Origin of the sequence: Rubripirellula reticaptiva (genome assembly GCF_007860175.1) — a bacterium.
In the GTDB taxonomy this organism is placed as follows: Bacteria; Planctomycetota; Planctomycetia; order Pirellulales; family Pirellulaceae; genus Rubripirellula; species Rubripirellula reticaptiva.
Window position 1 is genome coordinate 791,636 of sequence record NZ_SJPX01000001.1, and the last position, 19,047, is coordinate 810,682.

Below are 19,047 nucleotides of genomic sequence, written 5' to 3' on the forward strand. Positions count from 1 at the left end.
TTGAAAAAGAGTTAAGGGGTTTGGACAAGGTTCCCGCATGACTCCCATGAAAGCCAACTTTGACTTTCAAACATGAAACCAACTCACGCAACTTTTTTCCAAGGAACCTTACGATGACCCGCATCACCACCACGATCGCCCTGGCCGCCCTTTGCCTATTCGCCGCTGACGCAAGTGCTCAAGTCACCGCCAGCAGCTACTCAAGCGGCGGCACCGCGATCGCTAACGCCAGCGGCCGTGGCAACACTCGGCTCAACGCAACCGCAGTTGCTCGTAACGGCGGATTCGCACAAGCCAACATGACCGGCAGCGGCCGCAACGGTGGTTTCGCCAGCGGCAACAGCACAGCCATCGCCAACGGTGGCACCGCGATCTCAAACGGCCAGTCGTCAGCCAATGGCTGGGGCGCCCGATCGCACGTCAACTCGACCGCTCGAGCCAACTGGGGTGGCTTTGCCCAATCAAATGGCCAAGCAATCGCTAACGGCAATTGGTCCAACGCCCGTGCAAACGCAAGTGCCCAAGCCAACTGGGGTCAAAACAGTTTCAGCGGTGCCCGCGCCGTCGACAACCGTTACTACAACCCGCAACCGATCTACCAACCGGCCGTCCAACCAGTCTACGGATGGTAATTTGGCGTCCCGCCACACGATCGCTTTCATCCCTCGCACTTGTAAAAGGTGCGGGGGTTTTTCATGCGCGGTCGATGCTGGGCTCGAGATGTTATGTTGGTGGAGCCCCCGTCGACCGCCTTCAAGCTGAGTATCCGTCATGTCCGAGTCGCCACACGAAGTCTCGATTCTGTTGCAGCGAGTCAAGTCGGGAGACGATTCTGCCAAAGAAGCTCTCTTCACCGAACTGCAAAGCGAACTTCGGGGCATGGCCGCGGCGCTGATGAGTCGCGAACGGCCCGATCACACGTTGCAGGCCACAGCTCTGGTCAACGAAGCCTGCTTGCGGCTACTTGATTCCGACGCCGTCGCCAATGCAGCCGACCGACGCTACTTTTTCGGAATGGCCAACCGAGCGATGCGTCAGATTCTGGTCGATCATGCCCGCGCCCGACGCACCACCAAACGAGGCGGCGAATTCCAACGTGGCTCGCTCGACATCGTTCTAGACAATTTCGAAGCCAGTAACCAATGCGACTTCGTCGACTTAGAAGCAGCCCTCGACGAGCTGGAAAAGGATTCGCCCCGCGGGCGCGAAGTCATCGAACTGAGGTTCTTTTCCGGTTTGTCGATCCCCGAGGTCGCCGAAGTTTTGGATGTCAGCGTGGCGACCATCGAACGCGATTGGCGTCTGGCGCGGGCCAAACTGTTTCAGAGTCTGCGAAGCGAGTAAGCAATCAACGAAAAATAAACAATGCGAGAACATACAGTCCAACAACGAGTTCGATACGACGAATGTGACCCGATGGGGTTGGTGCATCATTCTCGATATTTACAGTACTTCGAAATCGGCCGAACCGAACTGCTGCGGGCCAGTGGCGGTCGTTATCGGTCGATGGAAGAAGCCGGCCAGTTTGTCGTCGTCGTACGCGTCGATTGTCGCTATCGCAGTCCCGCCAAGTACGATGACGTGATCAATATCCAAACACGGATCGCAAAAGTCACCGCTGCCAAAATCATCCACGACTACACCATCACTCGAGACGGAGTCACGTTGGTCGAAGCCACAGTGACTCTGGGTGTGATTGACCGTAACGGTAAACTGCAGCGAGTTCCGCAGGAACTGCTCGATCTGTATGCCGACCCCGTTTAGAAAGCGTACGAAAACAAATTCAGAATTTCACTCTCCCTCTGGGAGAGTCGGGAAAATGAGATTGAGATTGTAAATGTCGGAATTTTTTCCACGTCATTATTGAATAGTTCGCCACCAAAAATCTGATCACATCTTGCCGTTTCCATACTCTCCCGACGAATCTTTGCCTAGCTTCAGTGACGCTGGTTGCTTTGCATCGGATGCCGAAGCAGTGTTGCTTGGCGTGATTGATATCAGCGGGCGCGACGGCCCGAGCGGTCACGACGGACAAAACTTCTACAACCCACCCGCGTCACCAGGCACGCGAGGCAGCCGCGGCGGTGATGCCACCGAAGCAGTCCCCGGCCAACACGCCGGCGCCGCGCAATTGGTACTCGACTACGGACACGGCGACCGCAACAGCGGCACGCTATCGATCAGCGGCGAAATTCAACCGGCTGGTAAGCAGCGATCGACCGTGCGCGATCACGTTGCAATCGCCACCGAAGGCTATCTCTACATCCGTGGCACTGGCGGCAAGGGTGGCAACGGCGGACGGGGCGGCGACGGCGGCCCCGGCAGCCAAGGGTACCGCGGGCGCAATGCGACTCGTTTTACATCAGGCAGCAACGGCGGTCCGGGCGGTGACGGCGGCGATGCGGGTGAACCCACCGATGGCAAACCAGGTGGCGCCGGCGGTACGGCCATTGTTTCGGTCGACGAAAACAACACCGGTCTGTTGATGCTGATCAAAGGCAACTTGGTCGGGGGCGATCTTGGCTTTGCCGGCAAGGCTGGTCGCGGCGGATCGGGCGGTCCTGGCGGAAAAGGTGGCAACAGCTATCACTGGACCGAAACAAAAACCTATCGTGACTCGCAGGGCCGTACACAAACAAGAACGATCATGCGATCCAACCCCGGCGGCATCGACGGCCGACCAGGCCGCACCGGATCGATGTCACGATATCGCGCCCGTGATGCACAACCGGGCGACGACGGTCGATTCCAAATCGTCGTCACCGATTCGCGTGGCGGTCAGCAAACCTACGACTCGCCCTACGATTTAGAACTGGTCACGTTCGATATCGCTAGCGAATACACCGTCATGGAACCTGATTCGCTGGTTTCGATCGACAAACTAACCGTTCGCAATTGTGGCGGCATGCCAACACCGCCCAACTACACAGTGCGAATCTACCTGGAAAGCGACGAATGGTTGCTCGTCAACAGCGTCGATCTAGAAATCAACCATTCGCTTGCACCGGAGGAAACGTACACCTTCGACACGGCTGGCATTCGACTTCGAATCGGCGACTACATTGCTGACGACCCTCGCAAACGATCATTCAGACTTCGTCATCCTGTGTCACCGCAGTCGAGTTTAGAAAGCGGAATTGGACGCCCTTTTCGAAACTTTGAAAACGGTGAAGACCTGCACGTTCGATTCCCGATCGAACTGTCGCCGATCACATGCCTGAACAGTTTAGCGCCGGGCGAGTCCACGCGAGTCATCTGGGGCGTGACGAACGTGGGCGACGAAACGTTTGACCAAAAGTACCTGTATCGCGCCATCCGATCGCACGTTCGATTGCTCGGCGGCGACCTGGACAACCAACAAATCGTATTCTTCGGCACCGACAATGCCGAAATCGATCTGTTGACCGCAGCATACGAAAAACGGGTTGGTGAATTGGCACCCGGTGTGACCACAGTCGTCGAAACTCGCATTGGCATCCGCGACTCGGCTAACGCGATTCCCTATCAAGGATTCGCACTCGGCGTCGACTTGGACCTGCAACGGCCAAAGTCGAGCCCCGATCATGAAAAGTACCGCCGCGTCGACTATCGCAAAACCTTCATCCGTGTTTCCGAGCGTTACTTACGTGAAGACGGATCACGTTTCCTGCTGATCGCTAACGAAAAAACGACGACCACCGACATCGATAAATGGACTCAGCTTGCTGACTACTTCGGCAGCAGCCTGGATGTCTGGGACGTTTCGTACTACGGATTCCTCGACCTGATTCGCGCCGTCGACCACGACCAATCGCTGCTGCAACAGTGGTCGGGAATGACAATTATCATCCCCAACAACTACTACGAAACACCCTCGGGATCGACCGTCGCATTCAAGCAGTTGGCCAAGAGCCAGTTCTTGAGAGCCGCCGCCGATCACGACATCAACTTCTACATCGTCGGCGACTCGCGAATTGGCGGCGAAGCGATGCTGACCGCTTCATTGATCCCGGTTAGCGACGAGAAGAAACCAAGTCAACTGAAAACGCAACGAGAGTTTTTAAAGGCCGTTGGCAGGTGGAATCAGTACGTCGCTCGCAGCCAAGAAGTGGTCGGCGGAATCGCCAGCGGTGCTCAAGACTTGGCCGACGTCTCGCTCGGTGCCGTACACGAATTTGACATCAACCGCCGCACTTTTCTGTTTCAACCCAAAGCCCAGTGGCTGGAAGCGGAAGCGAATCGCCTGCAACGGAAACTGTCCAAAGACGATCCGCTGCACCGCTGGATCATCGTGCATCGCTACGACACAGGCGACACGGATACGAAGTGGGGATTCTTCAAACGTCGCAAGATCGGCAAATTAGAAGTTCGCCGCACACTCGACGCGACTAAGGGTTCAGCCGTGCTGTATGAAGTTGATGGGATCGACGCAATCAATCGTGACTTCATCACCAGCAAGGCAAATAAGCACGGGATTTTTTTGGCGCTGAAGTTCGAGGACAAAGTTGACCGTTTTATTCGTTTGGTCAGCGAGCGAACGTTCCCCCGTTACAGCGAGCACTACATCGACCGCCCGATGACCGACGACGAGGTACGGCAAATCGGTGGCGAGTTGGTGGATTCGATTCTGACGGATCTATTCAATGAACAACGCGTTGCCCGAACGTGCAAAACCTGGGGACGCGGCGGCGTGAGAAACATCATGCCGAAACTGAACTACTTGACCGAACGCTCGCTCAACTACGGCGTCACGTATCGCCAGATGCTTGAAAATGAAGTCAGTCTGGGACTGCTTTACGAATTGATTGCCAATGTGCGATACATGGCCGTGAAGTCAAAAACAGTCTGGGATCATGCCTTGATTCCGACATCGTTCTTCAAACGCAGTCGTGCTGTTTCGAATTACATGATGAATCGTTCCGATCGCATCGCGACCAACATTTTTGGTCGCTATCCGAGTTGGTGGGACCGGATAACGCACGCGGGCGATGACTATGATCCGTTCGGCAGCGCGGCGAAGAAAGAACCACAGGGGATCGCTCGTAAAACCGCCGACGACCGCGTCGCCGAGATTGAAAAAAAACTGTACGCGGCCAAGGTTGGCATCGAAAAGTATGCGACCGCGCAAGACCATCCGGGTCTGACGTACGATCCGGAATTGCTAAGCGAAACGACTCGCGTGATGACGGGCGAGCAATACGACAAACTCGTTCAAGCCGAAGCCACAGCGACCCGCATGCGCTACGAAACCGAAAAGGCCGTTCGTGCCGAACGGTCGGATTTGTTGGTTCCGCTGCAAACACCGCAAGCGATCGAAACTCAAATGCAAACCAGTCTTGCCACCCCCACCTGATCCATGCCAGCGAGTGACATTGAATCATCGCTTCGGCAACTGCTGCCGAGCATCGTCACCGTCGCGAACATGACGCTCGTCGGCGGTGGCTGCATCAGCGACGCGGTCCGCGTCGAAGTGCGTCTTCGCGACGAAACAGTCGAAACTGTCATTGTGAAATCGAATGACGCTTCGTTTGCGGATAACTTTGAATGTGAACGAGATGGACTCAGTCGGCTGCGAGCAGCGGATGCGATTGGCGTTCCCGAAGTCCTTGCCAGTGGAGTGATCCATGGCCGAGCTTGGTTAGTGACGCAGTGGATCGAACCGGGCAAACGCGGGACGGACTTCTTTGCCAAGTTTGGACGTTCGTTAGCCAGCCTACATCGCAGTTCGCTCGGCACCAGGATCGGACTCGACCGCGACAACTACATCGGGTCGACTCGGCAATGGAATTCGCTTCGGACAAATTCGTCTCAATCATGCTGGCCCGAATTTGTGGCCGACCAGCGGATTAGATCTCAACTCAAATGTGCAGTCGATCAGGGGTTGGCCAGTTCACAGCTTCGGCAAGACACGGAAACGATCATCAACCGAATGGAACAACTGCTGGCTGGGCGAGAGGACGCGACGTCGCTGTTGCACGGCGATCTATGGAGCGGTAATTACCCGTGCGACGCCGTAGGACAACCTGTCATCATTGATCCGGCGATCTACTACGGTTGTCGCGAAGCTGAGTTTGGGATGCTGAGGCTGTTCGGGTCTTGTCCCAATTCTTTTTATGACGCCTATAACGATGCATTCCCACTGGCCGCCGGTTGGCAACGGCGAACGGGCGTCTATGTTCTTTATCATCTGATGAACCATTTGAATATGTTTGGCGTCGGCTATTTGGACCAGTGCCAATCGACCGCATCAAACTTGCTTTCGTAAACCGAGATTTTCGACCATGCTTGCCGCCCGTGTGATCCCCTGCTTGGACGTTTTTCAAGGCCGCGTCGTCAAGGGAACTAATTTCGTCAATCTGCGTGACGCCGGCGATCCGGTCGAAGTGGCGCGTCGGTACGAGGCCGAGGGTGCGGACGAGTTGGTGTTTTTGGACATCACGGCCAGCCATGAAGAACGCGACATCATCCTGGACGTCGTGCGGCGAACGGCCGAACAAGTCTTCATGCCGTTGACCGTTGGCGGCGGCGTGCGAACGGTCGAGGACGTGCGAGCCCTGCTGTCGGCCGGTTGCGACAAAGTGTCGATCAACTCTGCCGCCTGCACCGATCCCGATTTTGTGCGCCGCGCCGCCGATCGGTTTGGCAGTCAGTGCATCGTTGTCAATATCGACCCCAAACGCATCATCAAAGACGGCAAAGAAGTCTGGGAAGTCCACATCAACGGCGGCCGCAAGCCGACGGGACTGATGGCGGTCGAGTGGGCCAAAGAGATCGAAAGACTCGGTGCCGGCGAGATCGTATTGACCTGCATGGACGCCGACGGGACTCGCGACGGCTATGACATCGAAATCACCTCGGCGGTCAGCGAAGCGGTTTCGATCCCGGTCGTGGCCAGCGGCGGGGCCGGTTCGCCTCAGCACATGGTCGAGGCAATTCGCGACGGCAAGGCCGACGCGGCGCTGGCGGCCAGCATCTTTCACTTCGGCCAATTCACGATCGCCGAAACCAAACAAGCGATGCGAGAAGCGGGAATCGCCGTGCGTCTCTAGCATCGCCCCGTTGACGTTTACGGCTTTTGGCGAGTACACAAGAGCGCCCTAGATACCATCTTGCCTCGCGTTTTTCTCCGCGTTTGACCACTCCGGATCGCTATGACTGCCTCTGACGTTGCCCCCATCCGCACTGCCTTGATCAGCGTCAGCGACAAGCTCGGTTTGTCCGACTTGGCTGCTGGACTGCAACGTGCCGGTGTAGCGATCTACAGCACCGGTGGCACTCGCCGCCACCTGGAAGAAACCGGCATCGACGTTCAAGACGTCGCCGATTACACGGGTTTTCCAGAAATGCTTGATGGCCGCGTCAAAACACTGCACCCAAAAATTTTTGGTGGCATCCTGGCGATTCGCGACCGCGACGATCACATGGACGCGATCGAAGAACACGACATCATCCCGTTTGATCTGGTGGTCGTGAATCTATACCCATTCGCCGCAACGGCCGCCCGCCCGGGCGTTAGCCGCGAAGAGTGCGTCGAACAAATCGACATCGGCGGCCCCAGCCTGGTCCGTGCCGCAGCCAAAAACCACATCGACGTCGCCGTCGCCACCAGCCCTCAACAGTACAGCGAACTGCTTGGCCAGTTGGACGATGCTGGCGGCACGACGCTTGACTTCCGCAGCAAGCTTGCCGCCGACGCTTTCGAACATACAGCCGGATACGACCGAGCGATCGCCGACTTCATGCGAGGCGACACGATCAGCGGCGAGTTCCCAGCCAGCCTGAATGTGACGCTTCGTCGCAAGACGCAACTTCGCTATGGCGAAAACCCACACCAACGTGCCGCCCTGTATATCGATCCGACCGTGCGTAGCGCGAACCTGGTATCGGCACGCCAAATCAGCGGCAAAGAATTGTCCTACAACAACTTGTTGGACCTCGACTCGGCACTGGAAATCGTTCGCGGTTTCGGTGGCCCCGCCGTCTCGGTCATCAAGCACAACAACCCCTGCGGCGCAGCCACCGACGCCAAACTCGCGCGGGCATGCCGCAAAGCACTCGCCGGCGATCCTCTGAGCGCCTTCGGCAGCGTGCTAGGGTTCAACCGAACAGTCGACCGAGAAACCGCCGAACTGCTGTGCGAACCAGGGCTGTTCATCGAAGCCATCGTCGCGCCGGACTTCCAAGCCGAAGCGGTTGGACTGTTGACCAGCAAACCAAAGTGGCGCGAAAACGTTCGCTTGATGCAAGTCGGTCGTTTGGACACACCGCCATCCTCGATTCAGCGCCGGTTCATTTCGGGCGGTGTCTTGGTGCAAGATGCCGATCGCATGACCAGTTCTATGCTGCAGTGGAAAACGGTCACGGAAACCAAAGTCGCTGACGAATTGTGGGATGACGTTTCGTTCGCATGGGAAATGGTCCGCCACGTCAAGAGTAACGCTATCGTGTTGGCGAAAGATACGTCACTGATCGGCGTCGGCGCAGGCCAAATGAGCCGTGTCGACAGCGTCGAAATCGCGATCGACAAAGCTGGTGATCGCGGCCATGGGGCCGTGCTGGCATCGGACGCGTTCTTCCCCTTTCCCGACTCGATTGAAGCCGCTGCCGAAGCAGGCGTCGTCGCTGTCATCCAGCCTGGTGGTTCACGCCGAGACAACGAAGTGATCGAAGCCTGCAACAAGTACAACTTACCGTTGGTGCTGACCGGCCGACGTCACTTCAAGCACTAAGAGTCGTGCTGAAATAAGTTCGGCATACGACTCTCCCTCTGGGATAGTCGGACGCCGAAGCGACCGGAGAAGGTACCGGAGAGAGTTCGCATACGGCCCTCCCCGGCCGCTACCGTGTCCGACCCTCCCGCGGGGCGTGAGGGTAATTTTGAGTTTGTGAATTCCGGAGCTATTTCCGAACAATTCCTTAGCGGCAACCGCATCATGACGATTCTCGATAAAATCATCGACCAAACCCGGATCACGATCGAAACCGATCGCGACCGCGTACCAGCGTCGGAACTCGAATCGATGCTCGGTGACCTGCCGCCGTGCCGTGACTTTCACGCGGCGCTAGCCGCCGGTGACGAAGTTCAATTGATCGCCGAAGTCAAAAAGGCCAGTCCGTCGGCAGGGCTGATCCGCAAAGACTTTGACCCAGCCACCTTGGCGAAGTGTTACGAAGACGGCGGGGCCGCCTGCATCAGCGTACTGACCGACGAGCCGTTTTTCCAAGGCTCGCTGGAATATCTAAGACAAGTTCGCTCAGCCGTCGATCTACCGCTGCTCCGCAAAGACTTCATCATTGACCGATACCAACTGCTGCAAGCCCGCATCGTCGGCGCTGATTGTGTATTACTGATCGCCGAGTGCTTGTCACCAAGCGAACTGAAACAACTACATGATCAAGCCACCGAACTTGGATTGCAAACCCTAATCGAACTGTACGAACCGTCCAATTTGGATGCCGTGCTGGCCACGGGGACTCGGCTGGTCGGCGTCAATAATCGCGATCTGAAAACATTCAAGACATCACTCTCGCACACACTCGATCTGCGCCCCTCGATTCCCGCTGATCGATTGCTCGTCGGCGAAAGCGGTATCGTGACCAACGACGACGTGTTGATGCTCGGCCGCGGCGGAGTCAAAGCGATACTGGTTGGCGAATCACTGATGCGACAAGACGATGTGACCGCAGCGACGCGTCGATTATTAGGCAAAACCAATGGCTAGTCGTTTCGAAGTTGGCAACCGTTTCTACGCGTTGCTGGCGATTGCCTTGTTTGTGATCGGTGTCACGTTGACGGCCGCGCGAACCGTCAAGCAGTACCAAACGCCCGGGCCATTCGATCCGTCGCGGCAGGGCATGTGCGACTTTCACAACGGGATCTACTTTCCGACGCGCGCAGTCCTGGAAGGCATCAGTCCCTACGGCGCTGACTACGCGGCGGCGAATCCAGTCGCGCGACAGATTCCGTTTTTCTTGCCATCGGTTTTGGTGCTGCACACTCCGTTTGTGCTGCTGCCGCTGCACACTGCCGAAGTTTTATTCTTTGCATTTTCCGTTGCCGTCGTACTTGCAATCGGCATCATCGTGTCGTCTTCGGTTGTGTCGTCATCGCCCCGACCAGGATCGACTCAAGCCGATTGGACCAGGCATCCGATCCGTTGGGATTTAACGTTTGCGGTAGCTGCTGCGTTGGTGTTTTCACGCGGCGGGCACATCACACTATTCGACGGTTACTTCACGTTCGAATTGATCTTGGCAACGTACTTAGCGATTCACTGGGGCGATCGCCGTCCTTGGATGTCAGCAATCATGCTGGCGATCGTAGCATCGAAACCCACCTACATCTTGCCGCTCGGTTTCTTGATGCTGGCTCGCGGCAATGTCAGAGCGATCATCATCGGCGCCATTCTCAGTGTCGTTTCCGCTGGCGTTCCGTTCGCTTGGCTTGCTTACCGTGAAGGCGACGGTGACGTTGGACGTGGCATCGAAATACTGCGAGACGACGTCGAAACGACGCAAGAGATTCACCGTGCTCAAGACGACGAGTCGCCAGTGTTTTCATGGACCCGAGTCGACGTGTTGGCGGTTGCCGCGAAGTGGGCCGGCAAAGATCCCAAGGAAGCGACCCACCTGATCGTGATGGCAGTGATTCTGATTCCATCGATGGTGATATTGAATCGCCGCCGTCGCCAAGGCCTGGACGATGGGCTGGTCGGCGTCACCGGTGGCCTGATCCTGTTGACAATGTTGGTCAGCCTGTATCACCAGTCCTATGACACGATGCTGATGGTCGGGCCGCTTGCAGCGATTCTCGTAAAATCGCCCCCAACCTGGGCCATGATTCCGACAATCTGGCGCATAGGGCTAGCCGGATTGTGGGCCGTTCCCCTGTTCAATTACGTTTCGACTCGCATGATCTTGGGGCGACTCGACCCGGGCGTCACGGCCGTTCGGGTCCTAACCAGCGTCAATGGCGTTTGCTTAGCCATCGGACTGGCGATTTTGGTCATTTTAGTGGCGCAATCCAAAGGGTCGCAAACTGTTTCTTAAGGGGATTTCTAGCCACTGTGAAAAAAGTGGTTAAAAGTTCACCATTCTAAGTCTTGTGGTGATGGGTTGTAGCGATAACACTGGAAACCCTGACAGCTACCCTCTGCGGGTCCTGCCAACACCCCCACCGTTGCCCAGTAACGCCTGACATGCGTCGGCCCCACACACCATGAATAACGAATCTACCGGTCCGGAAACGCAAGCCCAAGAAGCTTCTCAAGTTCAGTCAGCCAACGAGTCTCGCGATTCAATGCGATTCCGTCCGGTAAAAGTGTTCATGGCGTTGCCGGCCTATAACGAAGAAGAAGCGTTGCCAGAACTGCTGGAACGAATCGGCGAAGCTTTCGCCGACAGTGGCCTCCCCTACGAGGTCGTCATCGTGGATGACGGAAGCAAGGACGACACTGCGAAAATCGCATCACAGATGTCATTCCAAATGCCAATCCACTTGGTCAAGCACGAAGTCAACTCGGGCCTCGGCGTCACCATCCGCGATGGTCTTCGCGAAGCTGTCGACCGCGCCGGCGAACGCGACATCATCATCACGATGGACGCCGACAACACGCACCCACCTGGGCTGATCAACCGCATGGTCAGCATGATCAACGAAGGCTGCGACGTTGTCATTGCATCGCGTTTCCAGCCCGGTGCCCGCGTCATCGGTGTACCGTTCGAACGACACATCCTGTCGATCGGTGCACGCGTTCTGTTTACGACACTGTTTCCGACGCGTGGCGTTCGCGATTACACCTCAGGATACCGTGCTTACCGTGCATCGGTGATCCGCCAAGCGTTTGCCGAACACGGCGACAATTTTGTTGGCGAAAAAGGCTTCTCGTGCATGGCTGACATTCTGTTGAAACTGCGCAGCCAAGGCGTCATGTTCGGCGAAGCTCCGCTGCGTTTGCGTTACGACCAAAAGGGCGGCGACAGCAAGATGCAAGTATTCAAGACCATCTGGCTGACACTGAAATTGCTCGGTCGACACCGCGTTGGGAACAACTAGTCGTGCCGGATTCGATTTCAGAAGATGCTCCACGTCGGTCATGGCTCGTCGTCGGTGGCGGTGTGATGGGTCTAAAGATCGCTCGTGATTTGATTGCCCGTGGCCAAGACGTCACCATCGCCGAAGCCGCACCTGTCATGGGTGGACTGACCAGCGCGTGGCAATTGGGCGACATCGTCTGGGATCGCTTCTACCATGTCACGCTGCTTAGCGATTCAAAGCTTCGTGACGTCCTGTCCGAGATCGGGCTTGAAAGCGAAATCGATTGGGTCGAAACAAAGACCGGCTTCTATGCCGATGGCAAGTTGCTGTCGATGAGCAACACTGCCGAATTCCTGAAGTTCCCGCCGCTGTCGATGTTCGAGCGACTGCGACTGGGCGGCACGATTTTCTATGCGTCGAAGATCAAGAGCTGGCGGCGTCTTGAAAAGCTGTCCGTCGAAAAATGGCTGCGACGCTGGTCAGGCAACGGTGCCTTTGAAAAAGTTTGGCTGCCGCTTTTGAAAGCCAAGCTTGGCGACGCCTACAAACAAACCTCCGCTGCATTCATTTGGGCACATACCGCCCGGATGTACAAAGCCCGTCGCAGCGGTGCCAAGAAAGAAATGTTCGGCTACGTCCCGGGCGGTTATGCACGAATCTTGGACCAATGGGTCAACGTGCTGACCGAGCAAGGCCTGACCGTGAGGACGTCGTCACCGGTCATACAAGTGGCAACGGCAAACGATGGCCCCGGCTTGGATGTCACGTTCGGCAATGGTGGCACCCAACGTTTCGACAACGTCGTATCGACCATCGCATCGCCGCTGATTTCGAAGTCATGCGACGAACTGACAAGCGTCGAAAAACAAAAGCTCGACGCCATCCGCTACCTAGGCGTTGTTTGCGCATCGATGCTCTTAAAAGAACCGATCAGCCCCTATTACGTCACCAACATCACCGATACCTGGGTCCCGCTGACCGCTGTGATCGAGATGTCGACGATCGTAAATTCGGAAACTCAGCTTGGTGGAAACCATTTGGTTTACCTGCCCAAGTACCTTCCCGACGATCACGAAGGGCTCAACGAGACCGACGACGACTACAAAGAGAAGTGCCTGTCGACGCTTGAGAAAATGTACGACCACTTTTCTCGCGACAACGTGCTTGACTTCAAAGTGGCCCGTGCCAAGTACGTCGCCGCACTGGCAACGATCGACTACAGCACTCGTCTGCCACCGATTGTCACCAGCGTGCCAGGATTCTACGCCCTCAACTCGGCTCACATTCTCGAAGGCAATCTCAACGTCAACGAGACCATCACGCTGGGCGAGACCAAACTTGCCGATGAAGTTTGGCCCGACTTCGTAGCTCGCGTAAAAACGCCCCACCCCGTCGCCAATTTGCAACAAGCCTAACGCGGACCGCTAGTGCAGCCTGTTCGAAGGCTGGTCGCGCGAAGGCGTCATCAAACGTAGTGGATCTTGTTAAAGATCTTGCATTGCTAACGCCCGCAAATACGCGGGCTACTGCGATGGTCGGCCCCGCCCAAATCGGCACCGACCGCAGCGAGGTGACCAACGCGTCTGTGGTACGATGGTTGCCCCAAGCATTGTCGGCCATCCGTTTTTTGGTCGATCCCAGGTCGTGTACCTTTTTAACGCTGCAACTCATGCCGAAGCGAATTCTGATCACCGGAGTTTGTGGCTTTGTGGGGTCAACATTGGCTCAAACAATCCCCGAACATCTGTCGGGTTGCGAGATCATTGGCATCGACAACTTGTCGAGAAGTGGGTCGGCCAGCAATGTCAGCGAGCTGTCGGCACGAGGTGTCCGATTCATTCATGCCGATGTTCGAGTACCAGGCGACTTGCAATCGCTGCCAACATGCGACTGGGTGATCGACGCCGCAGCCCACCCAAGCGTTTTAGCAGGCGTCTCGGCCCAGTGCTCGCCACGGCAGGTTGTCGACAACAACCTAATCGGGACGACGCACTTGCTAGAGCAATGTCGCCACTGGCGAGCCGGCTTCACGCTGCTGAGTTCATCCCGTGTCTATTCGATTCCGCCCCTGGCGTCGCTGCCGGTGTTGGAAACGAACAACGCATTCGGTTTGGAGAGCGGCTTCGAGCTAACGGGGCTAACCGAGCGTGGCATCGGCGAAGAATTTTCCACGACTGCGCCTGTGTCACTCTACGGTGCCACGAAGCTAGCCTCGGAAGCAATCGCACTGGAGTATGGCTACGCGTTCGACATCCCTGTGTTTGTAAATCGCTGCGGAATTTTGGCCGGCGGAACTCAATTCGGCCGCGCCGACCAAGGCATTTTTTCTTTTTGGCTGCGATCTTGGCGCGCCCGTGCGCCGCTTCGTTTCAACGGATTTGGCGGCCGAGGGTTGCAAGTCCGCGATTGCCTGCACCCCAAAGATCTGGCAAGACTCGTCGTCAACCAAATCAATGCCCCAACCAACAATGACCGACCGCCAATCATCAATGTTTCGGGCGGTTTAACATCGGCACGATCGCTTGCCCAAGTCAGCCAGTGGTGCAGCAATCGTTGGGGCGATCATCAAGTCGAGTCCGATGATAACACGCGGCCGTTTGACCTTCCTTGGGTCGTTCTGGATTCTACGGCGGCCAAGCGGCACTGGGATTGGAGCCCAACGATGACGACCGAAGAAATCTTTGACGAAATTGCCGCTCATGCCGAGCAGCATCCCGATTGGCTGGATCAATCAAACTTATACTGATTGTGTGGTACCACCGCACGGAATCACCGCCGCACGGGATCTTGCTTTGATGAATCGCGATGAACTCGACACGACTTCAAGTCAGCCCGCCGAAGCGCGGATAAGCGATCAGTCGTTGCAATTGCTCAGCGTCGTCATCCCGGCCAAGGATGAAGCCGAATGCATTGCGTCGACAGTGCAACATTTGCATTTAGAACTTAGCTTAAAAACGATTCCACACGAAATTGTGGTGGTCGACGATCATAGTGCCGATTCGACATGGTCAGTTTTGCAATCGCTCGCTGCCGAGAACCCTTATCTTGCCCCGATCAAGAACCAAGGTGACGGCGGATTTGGCCGCGCGATTGTCGCGGGGCTGAATGTCGCTAAGGGTGATGCGATCGTGATCATGATGGCGGACGAATCAGACGACTGCCGCGATGTGGTCCGCTACTGGCATCTGCTCAATGAAGGCTGGGACTGCGTTTTCGGAAGTCGGTTTATCAAAGGCGGCGGAGTCATCGACTACCCATGGTTTAAGCTGCGTCTGAACCGGATGGTTAACTTTTGGATCCGCATTTTGTTTCGCATCTCGCTCAACGACACGACGAACGCTTTTAAGGCGTATCGCAAGACCGTGATCGAGGGATGCCGACCAATCATCTCGCCTCACTTTAATTTGACAGTCGAACTGCCGCTCAAAGCGATCGTGCGAGGGTATTCATGGACGGTGATTCCGATCACATGGCGAAATCGACGCACCGGAGTTGCAAAGCTAAAAATCAAGGAAATGGGCAGCCGTTATTTCTTTATCGTCGCTTACGTCTGGTTAGAGAAGTACTTTAGCCGCGGCGACTATTTAGCAAATGCGCGTTCGGCTCAGCCCTCGAGACCTGCACACCTGGGCCTATCAAAACTGGATTCGACAGCCGACGAAAAAGCGTGACCAATCGCAATAACTCCAATGACGATCGCGAATCCAAACGCAAACAATCAAGCTTGCGCTGGATCGCGTTCTGCCTTCCCGTTGTTCTGATCGTGGTGCAGTTCACTTTTCCACCTGTCGATCGATTTCACGAAGACGAAGTCTACTGGGTTGGATCGGCATACTACTATGACTTGGCCTTCGTCGAGCGCGACTTTGGACACAAAGATTGGCAATTACTGCCCGCACGCGAAAACCCGGCATTAGGAAAGTATTTGATCGGGGCAACCCTGCACGCCACCGGACGACGGATTGCGACCCCAGATATCCTCGGTTCGTTCTATCTGATGTTCGCTAATATGCCGGGTGCATGGGGAACCAACGAAGCCTTCGAAAAGCGTCGCCAAGTTGCCATTCGCGTCGACCCAACCATTGCTGAACAAGTACTGCGTGGCGAACAACTGCCCATCGAAGACTCAGACTTACGAACGGTTCGTCGTCTGATGTGTCTGATCGGTATCTTGGCTGCTATCGGAATCATAGTGATCGGCTGGCAATGCGATCGTGTCATCAGCGGCCTCGTTGCTTCGACGCTGTTTGCCGTGCACCCGATCGTCGTCGACGCTTACTCACATGCCATGATCGATATCGTGGCGGTCTGCTTTTCGATTTGGTTTATCATCGGGTTGATCGCACTGGTGGATGCAAAAAACCGGTCAATCAGCCGCCTATCACTGGTAGGTGCTGCGACCACAGCGGCACTCACTTTGGCATGCGGTTCGAAGATGAATTCGTTGGTGGTAGTCGGCGTTGCTGGTTTGGTCGTGATTGGACTAGCCGTGCCATGGAAGTGGCCTGATCCGCAAACGCGATGGAAAAGTGCGCTAGCAATTTTCGCAACCTGCTCGCTCGCGGCGATTCTGTGCATCGTGTCAAATCCATCGCTCTATCACGATACCGTCGACGGCGTCATGGCGCTGTCAAACGAACACAGGCTGACCGCCGACATTCAAGAACAAATTCTGGGCGGACGACTTCATGATGTCGGCTCACGTGTCAGCGCCGTGGCAACGCTGGTTTGTGGCAGCCGTTTTGCAATGCTCGTTCTGATCGCTTTACTGGGCAATCAGATCAGGCTGATCCTGTGGCATGGTCCGAATGACCGAGGCTGGACATTGATGCTGATCGCACTTTGGTGGCTGGTCGCTTTTGTCATGTTGATTTCTTGGATACCCTTTGCATGGGATCGATACGCTCTGCCAATGGTCGCCCCTAGCGTATTGATAGTGGGTATCTCGATCGAACACTTGGTTCATTTTATTTTATCGCAACGAACGCCAGGCAAATCGTCTCCATGAACACTCTTGTCGAAGGTCGTTATTGGGTTCTGAAGAGCTGGTTATTCGTGGTCGCCATGGCGGGCTTATTCAGTTGCTCGCCAGCAGTGATTTTTTACCTTCCCTCCTCGTTGCCACCCGCCTATCAACTGAAGTCAGTCTCTCCTCTCGCTGATACAGCACCGCTAACGACCCCAGATGATCCAGGCGAACGAAGTCACGGCGCGAAACTGACGCCACGTTTGACCGGTTCGATTCTGCTGTTTGCAAGTACGAAGCTAGGTTTCCATCCCTACATCCCCGCGACGCTGGGTGGGCTGATTTATCTGCTTGGTGGAATCACGGTGGCCTATCGATTGACGGACGACCGCGTCACCGCAATTGCGATGGGCACATTGTTGGCGGGACTCTATGCATCAAACGCGTGTTTTTCAATGAACTTTGCACCCAAACCGTTCGATGGTGTAGCCCTCGGTATGATCGCGCTGACGATCATGATGATGGACCGACCATGGTTGCTGGGGCTGGCGGCTTTTTTGGCAATTTGGTCCGACGAACGGGCGATTGTTTCGCTCGGTTTGATTGGATTGTTGATTCTGGCGGTTAACCAATTCGACTGGGCAAAAAGCGTTCGTCGCTGGGGAGTCTTACTTGTGGCGTTGATCGCTTATGCGATTAGTCGCTCGACCATATCCGCATCCATGAATTGGACCTCCGCAGACACATCGATGTTGGGCGAAAATCTGGTTGGCTCGCTGACGCTTGCTCAAATGGCCGCCTGGTCGTGTTTCGAGGGCGGTTGGATCGCAATCTTGTTAGCGATTTGGGCAGGCTATCGATCAGGCAATTGGATGCGGGCCGGATTGATCACTGCTGCGGCTGTGGCTTCGATCGCATCCTGTTTGATCGTGCTCGACATCACGCGTGCTTCTGCGTTCGCCTTTCCGCTGATCTTCGTCGCGCTCGTTTGTCTCACAAAAGACAACGTGGTAACCGAAAAGACGACAATCGATTCGGTCAACGCCGAACGCTTCGGGACGATTCGACATGCGACCATTCTTAGTGCTGCGGTCTCGATCATCGCAGCCAACTTCGAAATCATTGCCTGGACTGCGGTAGTTCCCTTGCCGTCCACGCTGATGTCACTGTTTTCACTACTTGTAACCGTGTGACCGTGTTTTCTTCCTGGACGCCAATGCATTAGTCTAAACGGCATCTGTCAGCGGACGTTCGGCGGTCGATGAATTAAGATAAGAGGTTGTGCGGTGCCAATTGCTGCCCCCCTACGATCGATAAACCGCATGGCAATACCTGCTCGACTCTCACCCCACGACCTAGCTTGAATGCTCTGATCGAACCATCGACGCCACATTCGCTGCTGGTTGCCGCACGGCAAGGGAACCCCGATGCTTGGAGTCGCTTTGTGCACTTGTATGGACCACTGGTCTATCGCTGGATCCGTCGCTCGGGATTGCAGTCCAGTGATGCAGCCGACGTGACTCAGGATGTGTTGATGTCGGTGTCCAAAGATCTAGCCAACTTTGATCCCTCGCGCGCCGACGCAAAATTCCGGGGCTGGCTTTGGACCATCACGCGACGACGGATCGCTGATTCTCGCCGCAACCGGCCACAGGAGCATGAGCTTGGATCGGCTGCCGAGCAGTTGGCTCTCCCCGAGCAACTTGATGAACCACCGACGGATGCAAATTTAGATCGCCACACTTTGCTGACCCAAGCGGTCGCGATCTACCGTGACCGCTTCGATCATAAAACATGGCAAGCGTTCTGGGCCACCGTCGTGGACGGCCGAAATCCCGACGAAGTAGCCGAGTCTTTGGGCGTAACCCGGTGGACCGTTTATAAGGCACGAGCACGGATTTTGCAGAGACTGCGCACCGAACTTGCCGGTTTGATCGACGAAGTTTGAGCCGAATTCTTTGCTTTGCTGACGATACGTTAGGCGCGAAGATGTAAATACCGAAATAATTCCGCTGGTGTGTCCAATCGTTCTCGAAGGACTTGATAGACAGAATTCGTTTTCACC

General features: G+C 55.9%; 16 protein-coding genes. All 16 read left to right on the plus strand.

From position 1 onward, the window contains the following. Positions 1-113 precede the first annotated feature (113 nt). The 16 genes from Poly59_RS02985 to Poly59_RS03060 all read left to right on the plus strand — a co-directional run bounded on the left by Poly59_RS02985 (position 114) and on the right by Poly59_RS03060 (position 18,930). On the plus strand, positions 114-632 hold the full coding sequence (locus Poly59_RS02985; RefSeq protein ID WP_146532561.1) for a hypothetical protein: 519 nt from the start codon (positions 114-116) through the stop codon (positions 630-632). 139 nt (positions 633-771) lie between these two features. Then, positions 772-1,344 (plus strand): sigma-70 family RNA polymerase sigma factor, encoded by a 573-nt coding sequence (locus Poly59_RS02990; protein ID WP_146532562.1) that lies wholly within the window; start codon positions 772-774, stop codon positions 1,342-1,344. Between the two features lie 21 nt (positions 1,345-1,365). Beyond that, entirely contained in the window at positions 1,366-1,764 is a 399-nt protein-coding gene (locus Poly59_RS02995; protein WP_146532563.1) for an acyl-CoA thioesterase, read from the plus strand. Positions 1,765-1,897: 133 nt separating this feature from the next. Continuing rightward, the gene (locus Poly59_RS03000; RefSeq protein ID WP_146532564.1) at positions 1,898-5,332 is read left to right on the plus strand and encodes a DUF7932 domain-containing protein; all 3,435 of its coding nucleotides are present in this window, start codon (positions 1,898-1,900) and stop codon (positions 5,330-5,332) included. Between the two features lie 3 nt (positions 5,333-5,335). Beyond that, positions 5,336-6,244: a fructosamine kinase family protein gene (locus Poly59_RS03005; protein WP_146532565.1), complete on the plus strand. Its 909-nt coding sequence runs from the start codon at positions 5,336-5,338 to the stop codon at positions 6,242-6,244. Positions 6,245-6,260: 16 nt separating this feature from the next. Then, entirely contained in the window at positions 6,261-7,028 is a 768-nt protein-coding gene (hisF, locus tag Poly59_RS03010; protein ID WP_146532566.1) for an imidazole glycerol phosphate synthase subunit HisF, read from the plus strand. Between the two features lie 102 nt (positions 7,029-7,130). After that, the gene (gene purH / locus Poly59_RS03015; RefSeq protein ID WP_146532567.1) at positions 7,131-8,708 is read left to right on the plus strand and encodes a bifunctional phosphoribosylaminoimidazolecarboxamide formyltransferase/IMP cyclohydrolase; all 1,578 of its coding nucleotides are present in this window, start codon (positions 7,131-7,133) and stop codon (positions 8,706-8,708) included. Between the two features lie 204 nt (positions 8,709-8,912). Next, positions 8,913-9,701 carry an indole-3-glycerol phosphate synthase TrpC gene (gene trpC / locus Poly59_RS03020; RefSeq protein ID WP_146533222.1) on the plus strand — a complete coding sequence of 263 codons (789 nt, stop codon included), beginning with the start codon at positions 8,913-8,915 and terminating at the stop codon, positions 9,699-9,701. Continuing rightward, a complete protein-coding gene (locus Poly59_RS03025; protein WP_146532568.1) occupies positions 9,694-11,028 on the plus strand; it encodes a glycosyltransferase family 87 protein in 1,335 nt (444 codons plus the stop codon). Before trpC ends, Poly59_RS03025 begins: the two co-directional genes overlap by 8 nt. 250 nt (positions 11,029-11,278) lie before the next feature. Then, positions 11,279-12,034, plus strand: a complete 756-nt coding sequence (locus Poly59_RS03030; protein ID WP_246151430.1) for a glycosyltransferase — start codon at positions 11,279-11,281, stop codon at positions 12,032-12,034. 2 nt (positions 12,035-12,036) lie between these two features. Continuing rightward, positions 12,037-13,431 carry an NAD(P)/FAD-dependent oxidoreductase gene (locus tag Poly59_RS03035; RefSeq protein ID WP_246151333.1) on the plus strand — a complete coding sequence of 465 codons (1,395 nt, stop codon included), beginning with the start codon at positions 12,037-12,039 and terminating at the stop codon, positions 13,429-13,431. Between the two features lie 116 nt (positions 13,432-13,547). After that, entirely contained in the window at positions 13,548-14,762 is a 1,215-nt protein-coding gene (locus tag Poly59_RS03040) for an NAD-dependent epimerase/dehydratase family protein (RefSeq protein ID WP_246151334.1), read from the plus strand. Between the two features lie 49 nt (positions 14,763-14,811). Next, a complete protein-coding gene (locus Poly59_RS03045; RefSeq protein ID WP_146532570.1) occupies positions 14,812-15,687 on the plus strand; it encodes a glycosyltransferase family 2 protein in 876 nt (291 codons plus the stop codon). Further along, positions 15,684-17,024 carry a hypothetical protein gene (locus Poly59_RS03050; RefSeq protein WP_146532571.1) on the plus strand — a complete coding sequence of 447 codons (1,341 nt, stop codon included), beginning with the start codon at positions 15,684-15,686 and terminating at the stop codon, positions 17,022-17,024. The genes Poly59_RS03045 and Poly59_RS03050 overlap by 4 nt, the downstream gene beginning before the upstream one ends. Next, positions 17,021-18,175 carry a hypothetical protein gene (locus tag Poly59_RS03055; protein ID WP_146532572.1) on the plus strand — a complete coding sequence of 385 codons (1,155 nt, stop codon included), beginning with the start codon at positions 17,021-17,023 and terminating at the stop codon, positions 18,173-18,175. The genes Poly59_RS03050 and Poly59_RS03055 overlap by 4 nt, the downstream gene beginning before the upstream one ends. A gap of 167 nt (positions 18,176-18,342) precedes the next feature. Then, positions 18,343-18,930, plus strand: a complete 588-nt coding sequence (locus Poly59_RS03060) for an RNA polymerase sigma factor (protein ID WP_186775985.1) — start codon at positions 18,343-18,345, stop codon at positions 18,928-18,930. Positions 18,931-19,047 lie beyond the last annotated feature (117 nt).

What these genes read in the sequence shown, in the direction of transcription:
- trpC (WP_146533222.1), top strand. Translation starts at nt 8,913, where the DNA reads ATGACGATTCTCGATAAAATCATCGACCAAACCCGGATCACGATCGAA.
- Poly59_RS03030 (WP_246151430.1), top strand. Translation starts at nt 11,279, where the DNA reads ATGCGATTCCGTCCGGTAAAAGTGTTCATGGCGTTGCCGGCCTATAAC.
- purH (WP_146532567.1), top strand. Translation starts at nt 7,131, where the DNA reads ATGACTGCCTCTGACGTTGCCCCCATCCGCACTGCCTTGATCAGCGTC.
- Poly59_RS02995 (WP_146532563.1), top strand. Translation starts at nt 1,366, where the DNA reads ATGCGAGAACATACAGTCCAACAACGAGTTCGATACGACGAATGTGAC.
- Poly59_RS03040 (WP_246151334.1), top strand. Translation starts at nt 13,548, where the DNA reads ATGGTCGGCCCCGCCCAAATCGGCACCGACCGCAGCGAGGTGACCAAC.
- Poly59_RS03055 (WP_146532572.1), top strand. Translation starts at nt 17,021, where the DNA reads ATGAACACTCTTGTCGAAGGTCGTTATTGGGTTCTGAAGAGCTGGTTA.
- Poly59_RS03025 (WP_146532568.1), top strand. Translation starts at nt 9,694, where the DNA reads ATGGCTAGTCGTTTCGAAGTTGGCAACCGTTTCTACGCGTTGCTGGCG.
- Poly59_RS02990 (WP_146532562.1), top strand. Translation starts at nt 772, where the DNA reads ATGTCCGAGTCGCCACACGAAGTCTCGATTCTGTTGCAGCGAGTCAAG.
- hisF (WP_146532566.1), top strand. Translation starts at nt 6,261, where the DNA reads ATGCTTGCCGCCCGTGTGATCCCCTGCTTGGACGTTTTTCAAGGCCGC.
- Poly59_RS02985 (WP_146532561.1), top strand. Translation starts at nt 114, where the DNA reads ATGACCCGCATCACCACCACGATCGCCCTGGCCGCCCTTTGCCTATTC.
- Poly59_RS03005 (WP_146532565.1), top strand. Translation starts at nt 5,336, where the DNA reads ATGCCAGCGAGTGACATTGAATCATCGCTTCGGCAACTGCTGCCGAGC.
- Poly59_RS03045 (WP_146532570.1), top strand. Translation starts at nt 14,812, where the DNA reads ATGAATCGCGATGAACTCGACACGACTTCAAGTCAGCCCGCCGAAGCG.